At 61.9% G+C, this 14,256-nt stretch carries 14 protein-coding genes and 1 other RNA gene; 8 read left to right on the top strand and 7 right to left on the bottom strand.

Annotated features, from left to right (window positions below; genetic code table 11):
• Positions 1-207: 207 nt before the first annotated feature.
• The 3 genes from ssrA to MU848_RS05860 form a co-directional block, all read right to left on the bottom strand.
• Positions 208-551: a transfer-messenger RNA gene (ssrA, locus tag MU848_RS05870) on the bottom strand.
• A gap of 4 nt (positions 552-555) precedes the next feature.
• Entirely contained in the window at positions 556-1,068 is a 513-nt protein-coding gene (locus tag MU848_RS05865; protein ID WP_247230809.1) for a hemerythrin domain-containing protein, read from the bottom strand.
• Between the two features lie 66 nt (positions 1,069-1,134).
• A complete protein-coding gene (locus tag MU848_RS05860) occupies positions 1,135-1,536 on the bottom strand; it encodes a DUF6766 family protein (RefSeq protein WP_247230808.1) in 402 nt (133 codons plus the stop codon).
• A gap of 118 nt (positions 1,537-1,654) precedes the next feature.
• Here MU848_RS05860 and MU848_RS05855 point away from each other — a divergent pair, with 118 nt between their 5' ends.
• From MU848_RS05855 to MU848_RS05835, 5 genes are all read left to right on the top strand, one after another.
• Positions 1,655-2,245 carry an anthranilate synthase component II gene (locus tag MU848_RS05855; RefSeq protein ID WP_247230806.1) on the top strand — a complete coding sequence of 197 codons (591 nt, stop codon included), beginning with the start codon at positions 1,655-1,657 and terminating at the stop codon, positions 2,243-2,245.
• Positions 2,246-2,331: 86 nt separating this feature from the next.
• On the top strand, positions 2,332-3,324 hold the full coding sequence (trpD, locus tag MU848_RS05850; RefSeq protein WP_247231676.1) for an anthranilate phosphoribosyltransferase: 993 nt from the start codon (positions 2,332-2,334) through the stop codon (positions 3,322-3,324).
• Positions 3,321-4,112, top strand: coding sequence for an indole-3-glycerol phosphate synthase TrpC (gene trpC, locus MU848_RS05845; protein ID WP_247230805.1), 792 nt, complete (start codon positions 3,321-3,323; stop codon positions 4,110-4,112). Before trpD ends, trpC begins: the two co-directional genes overlap by 4 nt.
• Positions 4,109-4,579, top strand: coding sequence for a cyclic pyranopterin monophosphate synthase MoaC (gene moaC / locus MU848_RS05840; protein ID WP_247230803.1), 471 nt, complete (start codon positions 4,109-4,111; stop codon positions 4,577-4,579). The genes trpC and moaC overlap by 4 nt, the downstream gene beginning before the upstream one ends.
• The gene (locus tag MU848_RS05835; RefSeq protein ID WP_247230801.1) at positions 4,576-5,754 is read left to right on the top strand and encodes a molybdopterin molybdotransferase MoeA; all 1,179 of its coding nucleotides are present in this window, start codon (positions 4,576-4,578) and stop codon (positions 5,752-5,754) included. The genes moaC and MU848_RS05835 overlap by 4 nt, the downstream gene beginning before the upstream one ends.
• 55 nt (positions 5,755-5,809) lie before the next feature.
• On the opposite strand, the gene MU848_RS05830 is transcribed toward MU848_RS05835, so the two are convergent.
• Entirely contained in the window at positions 5,810-5,965 is a 156-nt protein-coding gene (locus MU848_RS05830) for a hypothetical protein (RefSeq protein WP_176502205.1), read from the bottom strand.
• 151 nt (positions 5,966-6,116) lie between these two features.
• On the opposite strand from MU848_RS05830, the gene lexA reads away from it, so the two are divergent.
• A complete protein-coding gene (gene lexA / locus MU848_RS05825) occupies positions 6,117-6,788 on the top strand; it encodes a transcriptional repressor LexA (RefSeq protein WP_097091969.1) in 672 nt (223 codons plus the stop codon).
• Here lexA and MU848_RS05820 read toward each other — a convergent pair.
• Complete coding sequence (locus tag MU848_RS05820; RefSeq protein ID WP_247230799.1) at positions 6,749-8,884, bottom strand: ComEC/Rec2 family competence protein; 2,136 nt, start codon at positions 8,882-8,884, stop codon at positions 6,749-6,751. The two genes, lexA and MU848_RS05820, sit on opposite strands and share 40 nt — an antisense overlap.
• A gap of 75 nt (positions 8,885-8,959) precedes the next feature.
• Here MU848_RS05820 and gltX point away from each other — a divergent pair, with 75 nt between their 5' ends.
• Together gltX and MU848_RS05810 are read left to right on the top strand one after the other, a co-directional pair.
• Positions 8,960-10,423 (top strand): glutamate--tRNA ligase, encoded by a 1,464-nt coding sequence (gltX, locus tag MU848_RS05815; protein ID WP_247230797.1) that lies wholly within the window; start codon positions 8,960-8,962, stop codon positions 10,421-10,423.
• 10 nt (positions 10,424-10,433) lie between these two features.
• Positions 10,434-11,720, top strand: coding sequence for a citrate synthase (locus MU848_RS05810; protein WP_097092843.1), 1,287 nt, complete (start codon positions 10,434-10,436; stop codon positions 11,718-11,720).
• Positions 11,721-11,781: 61 nt separating this feature from the next.
• Here the strand turns inward: MU848_RS05810 and MU848_RS05805 are convergent, their stop codons facing one another.
• Entirely contained in the window at positions 11,782-13,164 is a 1,383-nt protein-coding gene (locus MU848_RS05805; RefSeq protein WP_247230796.1) for a sensor histidine kinase, read from the bottom strand.
• A complete protein-coding gene (locus MU848_RS05800) occupies positions 13,164-14,243 on the bottom strand; it encodes a DUF2336 domain-containing protein (RefSeq protein ID WP_247230794.1) in 1,080 nt (359 codons plus the stop codon). Before MU848_RS05800 ends, MU848_RS05805 begins: the two co-directional genes overlap by 1 nt.
• Between the last annotated feature and the right edge of the window lie 13 nt (positions 14,244-14,256).

Raw genomic sequence — 14,256 nt, 5'->3', positions numbered from 1 at the left:
CCGTTCTATTTCAGCACGTTATAAGATTTTCGCACAACTGTCATAAAAGTGTAATCGCAATGTCTTCGTTGCATAGACCCGATTCGGGCGCATGCGGTGAACAGTATTTTCGCGCGACAATGCAGTCCGCTCATTGGCAAGATGATGAAGGTCAGACGATCAGGCAAGGTCCGGAGGATTCTGTTGCCCGGCTCCTCCGGAAGCCGCTGAATTCCCTTCTGTTGCCCGGTGGGTTCAACCGCGTTCTTTTTGAGTAATGTCTGGCCGTGAGGCCATCAATTACGCAGCAAGAGCAAGAGCCTCGTTATCGTTGGCACTTACGTGTTTTGAACATTTTTACGGCTTACTCAGGCCGGGTGAAAACATCGCTTTTCAACACACGTCGATCCTAGTTCGGCCCCGTCAGACACCCCGGAATGCGGGACATGTGGTGGAGCCGCCGGGTACTGCCCCCGGGTCCGCTGCGCCTATTGCACGACACAATTTATCACCATAGCCGGGCAAACCCGGCACCGACGCATATGGGATAATGCGCCGGCTTTTTCAACTGCCGGATCAGGCGGCGACCAGATGCACGGCCTTGGGCTTCGCCACGGGCAAACCGCTCGCCTTCGCCTGCGCCATCAATTCCTGCTTGCGGGCCATCATCTGGTCACGCAACGCCACCAGATCTACATCAGTCTTGCGGCACTGCGCGAACATGCCGTCGGACTGCCGCTCCTCTTCTTTCACATGATGTTTGATCTCTTCGGACAGCACCGTGACCTTGGCGTCGTAGAAATCGTCTTCGGGCGATCCGGCCTCGATGTCGTTGACCAGCACCTTGGCCCCGTCATGCTCGACATAAGCTTCATCCAGCGTGTCGTCCTCGATCTTCCCGCGGAAAGCAGGGTAGAAAATCTCCTCCTCGATCATCGTGTGGATCTTCAGCTCCGTGCAGATTTGACGCGCGATTTCCTGCTTACGGTTCGCAGCCTTCGCCTTTTCAAACTGCTCGAACAATTCCTCGACCTTGCGGTGATCGGCTTTCAACAGGGCGATCGCGTCGGTAAACTCAGCTTTGGCCATCTCTGTCCTCCTCACGAACGATATTGCGAGAAAGCGGCTGAGGTGCGGCCCGGTTCCCGTTGCAAGTCATTCTCGCCCCACATCATGGCCGTGCGGCTTCGCATGCCCACCGGCACGCAGATAACGATCATCGATTTTACGGATCAGCTGCTCGGCATCCTTGCCGCCAGCGATCTTCAGCAGCTCGTCAACCTTGGCTTCAAGCCGATCGTCATTTTCTTTCGAAGCAGGCGATCCCACATAAAGGAAATAGGCGAGGCCAACGACCTGCCAGATCAACTGCAGAAATTCTGATTGCCAATTCTCGAACGTATCCCGCCCCATCTCGACGGCATAGGACGCCAACTCAGGCACCTGCCCATGCGATCGAGCCTCATCGACATAGGCCCACCAGCCAAACAGCCAGTGCCCCGCGATCGACACCAGGAAAAACAGGGCCGTGATCCAACCATAGGCATAGCGTTTCATACGACCTTCCCTCATTTTCGTTTCGGAAGGACAACGCAAAGGCCGCACACGGGTTCAACGCGCTGGCGGACTGATTCCGATTGGCCCAGCGCACTTCAATCTTTATAGCCCTCATCCCATGATCCTCGTCATCGACAATTACGACAGCTTCACCTGGAACCTGGTCCATTACCTCATGGAGCTGGGCGCCGAGGTTGAGGTCGTTCGCAACGACGCCATCTCCGCAGGCCAGGCGCTGTCCAGCGGCGCCAGCGCATTCCTGCTTTCGCCCGGTCCCTGCACACCAAATGAAGCAGGGGTCAGCCTCGACCTGGTAGCCGCTTGCGCTGATGCAGGCTCACCGCTTCTCGGCGTATGCCTTGGCCACCAGGCGATCGGACAGCATTTCGGGGGCCAAGTCGTTCGCGGCGGCCTGATGCATGGCAAGACGTCGCCCGTCACCCATGACGGCAGCGGCCTCTTTACGGGCATCCCATCTCCCTTCACCGCCACCCGCTATCACTCGCTTATCGTGGAAGACATTCCCGATAAGCTCGTCGTCAATGCGACTAGCGAGGATGGCTCCGTCATGGGTTTCCGTCACCAGAGCCTCCCCATCCACTCGGTCCAATTCCACCCGGAAAGCATCGCGACGGAATATGGGCATGACATGCTGGCCAACTTCATGCGGATCGCCGGCATTCCGGTCCGGGAACGCGCCGCCGCCTGAATTTTGCGGCCCACAGCGGCCCGGACAGCGACTTTCCCATACCCCGCCCTCGACTCCTGCCAGCCATCGTGATTAAGGCAGGCGCGATGACCCGCCTGCCTGATCCCGCTACGCCGTTGAGCACAACCGAGGCTGCACGCGCCTTTGATCTTCTGTTCGACGGCGCCCTGCCCGAAGAGGACATCGCAGCCTTTCTCGTCACCATGGCGAAGCGCGGCGAGAGCGCCACGGAAATCGCCGCCGCTGCGCGCGCCATGCGCGCCCGCATGATCCCGGTCACTGCGCCTGCTGGCGCAATCGACGTCTGCGGCACTGGCGGCGATGGGCATCATACGCTCAACGTCTCCACTGCCGTCAGCCTCGTCGTCGCTGCCGCTGGCGTTCCTGTCGCCAAGCACGGCAATCGCGCAGCCTCTTCGAAAGCCGGAGCCGCCGACACGCTCGAAGCGCTTGGCCTCGACCTTGATCGCGCCGCCGACACAGCGGAGGCCACGCTTGGCGATCTCGGCATCTGCTTCCTCTTTGCGCAAAAACATCATCCCGCGCTCAAACGCTTTGGCCCAATCCGCAAAGCGATTGGCCAGCGCACCATCTTCAACCTGATGGGGCCGCTCGCCAATCCGGCAGCGGTCCGCCGACAACTCGTCGGCATTGCCCGTCCCGCCTATGTGCCCATCTACGCCGAGGCGCTGGCCGAATTGGGCGTCGATCACGCCATGATCGTGTCGGGTGACGAGGGTCTGGACGAACTGTCGCTCGCGGGCGGCAATGACGTCGCGGAAGTCACCGCGCAGGGACTCGTCGCCATGCGCCGGCTTACCGCTGCCGACGCTGGGCTTCCCACGCATCCCGTGGAAGCCATTCGCGGCGGCGACCCTGCGCACAATGCCGCTGCCCTCCGCGCCCTTCTTCAGGGCGAGCAAGGCCCCTATCGCGACGCCGTCCTTCTCAACGCCGCCGCAGCGCTGCTTGTCGCGGACGCCGTTGCGGACCTGCGCGAAGGCGTCGAGGAAGCGGCCGAAACCATCGATCGCGGCCTTGCCAATGCGCTGCTCAACTGCTGGATTGCCTATAAATGACGAACAAGCTGATCGAAATCTGCGACACGAAGCGTGAGGAAGTGGCCCGCCGCAAGGTTGCCACAACCGTCTCAGCGCTTCACGCCCGCGCATCCGAACAAACGCCTCCGCGTGGTTTCCGGCAAGCTCTCGACAGCGCCGCACGTTCAGGCTTCGGCCTCATTGCCGAGATAAAGAAGGCCAGCCCCTCCAAGGGTCTCATCCGCGAAGATTTCGACCCGCCTGCCCATGCCCAGGCCTATGCCGCCGCAGGCGCCGCCTGCCTCTCCGTCCTGACGGACGAGCCCTATTTCCAGGGCCATGACGACTATCTCATGGCCGCCCGCTCCGCCTGCGCCCTGCCGGTCCTGCGCAAGGATTTCATGGTCGACCCCTGGCAAGTGCTGGAAAGCCGCTCGCTAGGCGCCGACGCCATCCTCATCATCGCCGCCGCGCTTGATGACGGCCAAATGGCAGAGATCGAGGACGCGGCACTCGGCCTCGGCATGGACGCGCTGGTGGAGGTGCACGACGCGCATGAACTGGAGCGCGCACTCAAGCTTCGTTCACGGCTGATCGGCGTCAACAACCGTGACCTGCGTGACTTCAGCGTAGACTTCGCTCGTACCTACGAACTGGTCGGCCAAGCGCCGGAAGGTTGCACCTTCGTTGCAGAGAGCGGCTTGGGCAGTCATGCGGATCTCGTCGCCATATCCGAACATGGCGTCCGCTGCTTCCTGGTGGGTGAGAGCCTGATGCGCCAAGCCGATGTAGAAGCGGCGACCCATGCGCTGCTGACCGGCGCATGAGCAAGCTCACCCATCTTGATGAAGATGGATCGGCCCATATGGTCGATGTCTCGGCAAAGGAAATAACCTCCCGCGAAGCGATTGCTACGGGTCATATCGCCATGAGCGCCGAAGCATCGGCCGCCATCGCCCAGGGCCTCGTCAAGAAAGGCGACGTGCTCGCTGTGGCTCGCGTCGCAGGCATCATGGCGGCAAAACGGACCGCAGACCTCATTCCCCTGTGTCACCCTATAGCGCTGACGTCCGTCTCCATCGATTTCGAGCTTGAGCCACAGGGCGTCAAGGTGACGGCCACCGCGAGAAGCGCTGGGCAGACAGGCGTCGAGATGGAAGCACTCACCGCCACCTCCGCAACGCTGCTCACCATCTACGACATGGCAAAGGCCCTGGATAAAGCCATGGTTATCGGCAACGTCCGCTTGCTTGCCAAATCGGGCGGTAAGTCGGGCGACTGGCGGGCCCCATGAGCCTGCTCCCTGTCGCGGAGGCCCAAGCTCGCCTACTCGCGCTGGGCAGCCGCTTGCCAGAGGAGGAGGTAGCGGCATCTGCCTGTGCAGGCCGGTGGCTGACACGCGACATATTTGCCCTGCGCGACCAACCCTGGGCCGATCTCTCCGCGATGGACGGCTACGCCATCAAGGCAGCAGAATGGCCCGGCCCTTGGCGGATCGCCATCGAAAGCACGGCGGGAGCTGCCCTCCCCCCGCCACTGGCGAACGGGGAGAGCTGCCGCATTTTCACCGGCGCGCCACTTCCACCTGCATCGGACGCCATCCTGATCCAGGAAGATGCCGAGCTTCGCGATGGGCTCCTATATCCGCGCGGCGACGTGCTGAAGGCAGGGCGGCATGTTCGAGCCACCGCGACGGATTTCGCTGTGAACCAACGGCTCCTGTCAGCCGGAGCAGCGCTCGGCCCCGCTCAGATCGCGCTCGCCGTCCTGGGTGGACATGGAAGCCTTCCGGTCGGCGCGCGTCCCCGCGTCGCCCTGGTCTCCACCGGCAATGAACTTGTCCCCCCTGGAGCGCCCACCCCGCCCGGCTGCCTCCCTTGCTCAAATGCGCCCATGCTTGCTGCGATGCTCGGCGCCATAGGAGCGGAGGTGATCGACATCGGCATCATCCCCGACGACCTCGAAGCATTGACCAAGGCGCTGGAAAACTCCGCCAAGGCCGACATCATCCTTTCGACCGGCGGGGCGTCGGTTGGCGATCATGATCTGGTTCGCCCCGCCTTTGCAGCAGCGGGCGGCAGTCTCGATTTCTGGAAGATCCGCATGCGGCCCGGCAAGCCTCTGATGGCCGGAAAGCTCGGGCACAGCATCTTCCTTGGCCTGCCCGGAAACCCCGTATCCGCCTTCGTGACCGCCACGCTGTTCCTGCTGCCGCTCGTCCGCCACCTGGCCGGTGCGGCGGATCCGCTCCCGCGCTCCGCGATCGCATCACTTGCAGCGCCGCTTCCGGCGACGGGCGAGCGCGATGATTATCTCCGCGCCTTCCACACTGCCGATGGGCTGGTGTCGGTCACCTCGCAGGACAGCGCTGCGACCGCTGCGCTCGCCCAAGCGGAATGCCTTATCGTGCGGCCCGCAGGTTCGCCCCCGGCAACCGCCGGAGAGCAAGTCACCATCCTGCCACTTTAGCAAAGAGAAAGGGGCCGCGACGCGACCCCTTCCCATGCTTCAACCAATAGGTCGATCAGCGCTGCTGCTTGCCTTGTCCGCCTTTGTCCTTGTGGCTTTCGCCCATCTGACCCTGACGGTTTTCCTGCTGCTGCTGACGGCCGCCCTGACTGGAACGGTCGCCACCCTGCTGGCGGCGCTGATTGCTGTCCTGGTTGTTCTGGTTCGCCATCATTCTCTCCTATTCACCCTCTTTAGGAAGGCGGCTATTGAACGGCTGTGACGCAGGTCCGTTCCTTTCGTTACGCTTGGCGCAAGCCGCTTGACTCGCCCCCTTCCGTTTCCTATGCGTTCTCCATCCGTTCCATGGAGGACAAGCGGGCATGCTGACGCCTAAGCAACAGGAATTGCTGAGCTTCATTCAAAATCGGCTCGAGGAAGGCGGTGTCTCGCCTTCTTTTGAGGAGATGAAAGAAGCTTTGGACCTGCGATCAAAATCCGGGATACACCGGTTGATCAATGCGCTGGAAGAGCGCGGATTCATCCGCCGCCTGCCAAATCGCGCACGCGCACTCGAAGTGCTGAAGCTGCCCGAAGCGATGAACCGCGCGCCCAAGGCCGTCTCCCCGCCCAAGCCTCAACTGGCTGCAAAGCCTCCGATCGCCGCAAATGACGTGATCGAAATTCCGCTGCACGGCAGGATCGCGGCGGGTGTTCCGATCGAAGCCATGGAAGGACAGAATATGCTGTCCGTTCCAGCGGCACTGCTGGGTGCTGGGGACCATTATGCTCTGGAGGTCTCCGGTGACTCTATGGTCGACGCAGGCATTCTCGATGGCGATTTCGCGCTGATCCAGCGGACCGAAGTGGCTCGCGAAGGCCAGATCGTCGTTGCCTTGATCGAGGAAAGCGAAGCGACGCTCAAATATTTCCATCGGCAAGGACCTAAGGTCAGGCTTGACCCGGCGAACAGCGCCTATGAGGCGCAGATCTACGATCCGAAGCAGGTGCGCATTCAGGGCAAGCTCGCGGGATTGCTGCGGCGATATAATTGATAGGACTTATGGCGGGACGGTAAGTAGGATGGCTGCACAACCCACGGATGTGCGTCACCCGCCTTCTTGGCGGTCCGAACCGTCCCTCCATCAAGATCGATTGCCAGCCCTCCCGTGCGCGCCAACATCCGCCGGTCCGCTTTCAGCCAGCGCGGACGGCACCAGGCCGGCAGGCGGCGATCCGCAATAACTATGTCCGCGCGCGCACAGTCCCGTTGCAGGCTTTCCCTAGGAACGACGACGCCTGTCCTCGTTACCAGCAACTGCCATAGGCGCCCTCCTCCCCTGACGGCGACCATGCAGAGGTCAATCGAACAGCGCGCTTCGGGCAGTGCCGCGATCGGGCTCAAAGTCCCCTCATAGCCTGCGCTTTCGGCGATCATGTCCCGGACATAATCGCCTGCCCGCTCACGCAGGATCGCCATGCTGCCATCCTGCTCCCGCACCGCTACATGCCGTCCATCGGCCGTGACCAGAATGTCCGGAGGAGAACTCAGCACAATGACAGCGACGCCCGCCGCAACGGGCACTAAACCACACCAGCGCCAGGCACTCCGCCAGAGCAGGCACCAAAGTCCGCCCAGCACCATCATCCCAAAAACAAAGTTGGGAACGACCGGCGCGGTAACGACCGCCCACGGACTTGCCGCCACCCCATGTGCGATCATCAACAGCAGCTCGAGCGCTCGGCCGGTTAGCCACCAGGCCGGAGCGCCCAGACCCGCGACGTCCAGCAGCAAGGCGATCGCTTCAAGCGGCATCACGACAAAGGTGGTCAGGGGAATAGCGATGAGATTGGCGAAAGCGCCCAGCATCCCCGCCTTGTGAAAATGCGCCAGCGCGATCGGTGCGAGAACCAGTTCCACCGCGAAACCGGAAAGAAGGAGTATGACCAGGTGCCGCATCAATCGCCGAAACCCTGTCTCCTCCCGGGCCGCCGCAAAGGCGCGGAAGCGAGGATGCTCACTCAAGGCCACGAGCGCGATCACCGCTCCGAAGCTCATCTGAAAGCTGGGGCCTACCAAAGCTTCTGGCCACAGCAGCAGAACGACCAACGCACCGGCAGCTATCAATCGCAGCGTGATTGCTTCGCGGCCAAGCGCAAGCCCGCCGAGCACGAGCAGCGCGGCAACACAGGACCGAACCGTCGGAACCTCGGCCCCGGTGAGCAGGGTATATCCAATCCCCGCCAACGCCCCGCCCGCCGCCGCGACCAGCATCAACGGCCAGTTCAATGCTGCACGCGGGCTAAGCGCCATGATACGCATCAGCAGGAAAATGACCGCACCGATCAGGGCGGTGACGTGCAAGCCACTGATGGAAAGTAGATGGGCAAGGCCGCTGCGCCGCATCGCTTCAGCGTCCGCCTCGCTGATTGCGCCCTGGTCGCCCGTAGCCAGCGCTGCGGCGATGCCGGTCCCGTCGCCGTCGGCCTTCTCCAATATGTGCGCGAACAGGCGGTTGCGCAGAGGCGGGCCATCGGTAGATGGACGCAGCACCGTTATGGGCCTCAACGCTCTTCCCGTAGCTCCAATCCCCTGAAAATAGGCGCGGCGCGAAAAATCATATGCGCCTGGTAGACTTGCTTCGGCAGGAGGCATCAACCGGGTGCGGAATCGGATGATGGCACCTCTGCCAAGCCCGTCAGGCACATCCGCCGCGGCCATGTTCACCCGGATCAGCGGGGGCAGTCCAGCCGTGCCGATCGGTCTTATCTTCACACGACTCATCTGCTCGGCAGGAACGGCATCAACCGTCCTGACTTCCCCGGTCACCTCCATAAAGATCGCGCGGGGCAATGGCGCTGATCCGATAGCCACAGCTTTGCACCAAATCAGCACACAGCCAAAGGCGGCGAGCAAGCCCCCCAATATCATCGATTGGCGCAAGCGACCGCCCGCCGGCAGCATCATCCCGCCACAGGCGATAGCTAGTGCGCAGCAGCAGAAGCCCAACCATTCCAATGGATTAGGGAGAGAGAACCAAGCGCCGATGCCTAGTCCCAAGCCGACCGGTATCCATAGCGGAAGCTGTTCGCGCTCCGACTCCAGCCAGCCTTCGACAGCCATGAAAAATCGATGTCCGCCGCCTGTCATAATCCGGGCAACGGACGTTTGTCGTGGCTCAAAAGCCATGCTAGGGGGCGTCGCGTTCATGATTGAGCAAGGCGGATGTCGAGGAATAAAGCGGTGAGTGCAACGGGTTTGAACAAGCAGGTGGTAACCCGTTTCGCGCCATCGCCCACGGGATTTCTGCATATCGGCGGCGCGCGTACAGCGTTGTTCAACTGGTTATTCGCCCGGCATCATGGCGGCAAGTTCCTGTTGCGCATTGAAGATACGGATCGCGCCCGCTCCACCGAAGAAGCGGTCGCCGCGATTTTCGACGGCCTGGAATGGCTTGGCCTCTCCGGCGACGAGCCCGCTGTTTTCCAGTTCGAACGTTCGCAACGTCATGCGGAGGTCGCCAACCAATTGCTGGCCGCCGGGTACGCCTATCGTTGCTATGCGACTCCGGAAGAGTTGGCGGAACTGCGCGAGCAGCAGCGCGCCGCGAAGCAACCGATGCGCTATGACGGCCGCTGGCGCGATCGGGATTCTTCCGAAGCTCCGGCAGACGCGCCCTTCGTCATCCGTTTGAAAGCGCCGCGTGAGGGCGAGACGGTTATCGACGATGCCGTGCAGGGTCGCGTGGTGGTACAGAATGCGGAGTTGGATGACATGATCCTGCTCCGTTCGGACGGCACGCCCACATACATGCTCGCGGTGGTCGTCGATGATAACGACATGGGCGTCACGCACGTGATCCGCGGTGACGACCATCTGAACAACGCCTTCCGCCAACTTGGAATCATCAAGGCGATGGGTTGGAAAGAGCCTGTTTACGCTCATATCCCCCTCATCCACGGCTCGGACGGCGCGAAGCTTTCAAAGCGGCACGGCGCTCTTGGTGTCGACGCCTATCGCGATGAGATGGGGATGCTGCCTGAGGCGGTGCTCAACTATCTCCTGCGTCTGGGCTGGGGCTATGGCGACGAAGAAACCATCTCGCGGGAACGCGCGATCGAGTTGTTCGACATTGACGGCGTAGGCCGGTCTCCTTCCCGTTTCGACATCAAGAAGCTGGAAAATCTCAACGCATTCTACCTGCGCGAGGCGGACGATCAGCGCCTCGCGGAACTGGTCTTGCCTCGCGTCGCACACCGTCTCGGCACAACGCTGGGGGCAGAAGCCCAGACGCTGCTTGCGCAAGCCATGCCTTCGCTCAAGCCCCGCGCCAAGACCCTGAACGAAATCGCCGAGGGTGCCGAGTTTCTGTTCAAGAGCCGTCCTCTGGATTTTGACGACAAGGCAATGGCTCTGCTAGACGACTCGGCGCGCGAGCTGCTTGGGAAGACAGCCGACGCTCTTGATTCCGTCCAGTCCTGGACGATCGAAGCGATCGAGGAAGCGATCCGCCGCGTGGCAGAGGAAGCCGGATTGGGGTTGGGCAAAGTGGCCCAGCCGCTACGCGCGGCGCTGACCGGTCGCACGGTTTCGCCGGGGATATTTGATGTTCTTTTCCTTCTTGGAAAAGACGGGAGCTTGGAGCGGCTCGCGGATGCCAGGCAGGCATCGCCGGCTGTTGGCAATTAAGGAGAACGAGATGTCGGACAATAATGCCACTTTGACGGTCGGCGGTGATGCCAAGGAATATGGCATCCTGAGCGGCTCTGTCGGCCCGAAGGTCATCGACGTTCGCAAGCTCTACGCCAATACCGGCATGTTCACCTATGATCCGGGCTTCACGTCCACGGCCAGCTGCGATTCGGGCCTGACCTATATCGATGGCGACGCTGGCATTCTGTTGCATCGCGGATACCCGATCGATCAGCTTGCTGAACAGTCGAGCTTCATGGAAGTCAGCTATCTGCTGCTGAACGGCGAGCTGCCTTCGAAGAAGGATCTGGAAGACTTCACCCGCACCATCACCCGCCACACCATGGTGCACGAACAGCTGACCACCTTCTATCGCGGTTTCCGCCGCGACGCGCACCCGATGGCGATCATGTGCGGCGTCGTTGGCGCCCTCTCCGCTTTCTATCATGATTCGACGGACATCAACGATCCGGAGCAGCGCAAGATCGCGAGCCACCGCCTGATCGCGAAGATGCCGACGATCGCAGCGATGGCCTATAAATATTCGGTGGGTCAGCCCTTCGTCTATCCGCGCAACGACCTCAGCTACACCGCCAATTTCCTGCGCATGACCTTCTCGGTCCCGGCCGAGGAATATGAGCCCGATCCGGTCATCGTCGATGCGATGGACAAGATCTTCATCCTTCATGCCGACCATGAGCAGAACGCGTCGACCTCGACGGTTCGCCTCGCTGGTTCGTCCGGTGCCAATCCCTTCGCATGCATCGCGGCCGGCATCGCTTGCCTCTGGGGTCCTGCCCATGGCGGCGCGAACGAAGCCGCGCTCAACATGTTGCGTGAGATCGGCACCGTCGACCGCATCCCCGAATATATCGCTCGCGCGAAGAACAAGGATGACCCGTTCCGTCTGATGGGCTTTGGCCATCGCGTGTACAAGAATTACGATCCGCGCGCGACCGTCATGCAGAAGACGGCGAAGGATGTTCTGGAAAAGCTTGGCGTCAACGATCCGGTGTTCGACGTCGCCAAGGAACTGGAGCAGATCGCGCTCAATGATCCCTATTTCATCGAAAAGAAGCTCTATCCCAATGTGGACTTCTATTCGGGCGTGATCCTGTCCGCGATCGGCTTCCCGACCGAGATGTTCACGGTTCTTTTCGCCCTCGCCCGCACAGTTGGCTGGGTGGCGCAGTGGAACGAAATGATCTCCGACCCCGCGCAGAAGATCGGCCGCCCGCGCCAGCTGTACACGGGCCCCGCACAGCGCGACTATGTGCCGGTCAGCCAGCGCTGATCATCGCAGCTTTGGTGAAAATGGAAACGGCGCCCAACAGGGCGCCGTTTTTGTTTGCGGCTTATTCGCTGGCCGGCAGGGTCAGCATGAAGCGCGCCCCTCCATCAGGGGCATCACCGATGTGAATATCCCCGCCCATGGCAAGCGCCAGCCGCCGCGAAATATAGAGGCCAAGGCCACTACCGCCAGGATCGCTGCGGCCAAGCCGCTCGAACTTATGGAAAATCCGCTCCCGCATATCCTCGGGAACACCGGCGCCCTGGTCCATCACGGCAATCCAGGCCCGCCCTTCATCGACGCCGGTCTCGATCCTGACTTCACTATCTTCTGGCCCATAGCGCACCGCATTGCCGACGAGGTTCATGAGGATCTGTAAAGCCCGCCGGAACTCGCCTGTCGCGATGGCTTTCTGATCGGGCTCTGGCGAGATGATCCGGATCTTGCGGCTCATAGCCTTGACGAGAAACAGGCCCGCCGCCCGCCGCCCGATGTCGGCAAGGTCCACATCCTCGGTAGCAACGGTAAAATCCAGCCTGTCGATCGCCTGCAAGTCAGCCAAGTCGTCGATCAAAGCCATCAGATGGCGCCCGGCCGCTGCGATATCGGACGCGTAACCCGCATAATCCGGCCGCAAGGGACCGTCGAACTGGGCGTTGATGGAATCCGCATTGGCGATGATCCGGCCCAGCGGTTGGCGCAAGGACCTGTCAAGGCGACGTCCGAATTCCGCCGGATATATGACGACGGCCGGTGCAGGCGGCACATGCGGCGCAAGGATGGCCCGATCCAAGGGAAAGGCCTTGCCCCGATAACCCAGCAGCTGCCCCGCCAGATCGAACATCGGAAAACCGGACAGGCGGAAACATTGCTCGGGCTCTGCGATCAAGGTGGCGATCTGGTCGCGAAAGGCTCGCCGCTGCGCAAAGCCGCGCAAAATGGCAAGGTCGCCTTCCTCGTCAGGGCGCAATTCAAAATAGCTGGTCAGACGGCTGCCGGGCAAAGGCGGTGTCTGTGGCAGAGCGCTTTCCGGCCCAGCGCCCTCCAGCACCATCTGAAACCGCAACTGCGTATCAACTTGCCAGGTCCACCCCTCCGAGACCGCCGCAATATCTGCTTCCCGGCGTATCATGTCCGTGGGCGCAGCTGCCGCGGCCCGCTCGTTCCACTCAATGACGGAAAGCTGCACTCCGTCAGCTTCCGGCTTGGCGCGCACCCACATGTCCACGTCACCCCGCTCGGTGGCGGCAGTGACAGTACGGGACACGGCGATCGAGAGCCGCGACGCCAGCCGCGCGAGCGCCGCGAGTTGAGGAATGGCAAGGACCGCCCCGACATCCGACCCCGCCTCCCGCTGCAAAGCCAGCAACGGCGCATCAGCGCTCAGCAGCAATCCGTTCGCCGCCACGGTAGCGCGGATGATGGCAGGATGCGCCGGCATGTTCATCAGGTGGTGATCCGCCGCAAATGATCGATTTTCGCGCGGAGCGAACGAGGCGCGCGCAAGGCATTTACCAAAGCGTCCGCCTGCCCCTCTGTCAACGACTGATACCGTTCTGCCTCGACGATGATGGCAGCGTCTGTCAGTGAAGGTCGTACGGGACGCAGCGCCAGCAACAAATGCCGGTAGTCCGCATCCGAACCGCCGAGCGACCGGCAGAGCGCCGCCAGTTCACTGATAGGGCCCATCACCAATATGTCCGCCACATGCGCGCCATCCATGCGGAGCCGTCGGGCTGCAAGGGACGCGAACAGCAGGAAGCGCCTCTGGCTAAGGGCTGCTCCCAGCAACTCGGGCATGTCGGCTCGGGATCCCAGGCGCCGCACCAGCCTGTCCGCCGCAGCAATCGGCCCGCGCGTTTCGTCATGTTCGGCCAGCAGCGACCAACCCGCCTTTTCAAAAGCAGGCAATATCTCTCCGGCGTCAACAAGCGAGGCGCGCTGAACGACTGCCATCAGGCAGGCAGCCGCTGTCCACATGAGCTCCGCATAATGTTCGGCCGGAAGGTCCGGCTGCATCGCGTCATCCTCTCCGCCCAGCGCCAGCCAGCGCCCTTCCGCCATGGCAAGCGCAACCAACGATTCGGTCACCGCAGGATCATCAGCCGGGAAGAGGATTTCCGCCTCTGTTTCGTCCAGCCGGTCGTCCGGCTGGCCAAATTGCCTTAGCAGGAGCGTCACGCCAGCGCGCATCTGCATATGGGACAGTAATGCCGGTCCCAGCAACGTCGGTTGGGCGCAGATGGTGGGCCAACAGACAGGTTCAGGATGTTGCGCCAGGATGCTCGTCAGGTCGGGCCGTTCCAGCGCGAATCGCAGCGAATGCTCGATGCCAGCGACACAGCCACCCAGATGGCGGCGCGTCTCCGCCATCAGTGCGTCATGCCGCTCCCGTCCCTCATTGGGAAAGAAAAAGGCGAGATCAATGGCATGACCTACAGGAACGGCGGACATGCCGGCCAGGACGGGAGCCGCAGGCCAACTGTCCGCCGCAGTCGGTCCGGTAAGGAACGAAAAGGCGCTCATGACGGGCAACATA

The organism is Sphingobium agri (assembly GCF_023051225.1).
In the GTDB taxonomy this organism is placed as follows: domain Bacteria; phylum Pseudomonadota; class Alphaproteobacteria; order Sphingomonadales; family Sphingomonadaceae; genus Sphingobium; species Sphingobium agri.
Note: the sequence above shows the minus strand (reverse complement) of the source record. Positions and strands in the feature narration are given on the sequence as shown.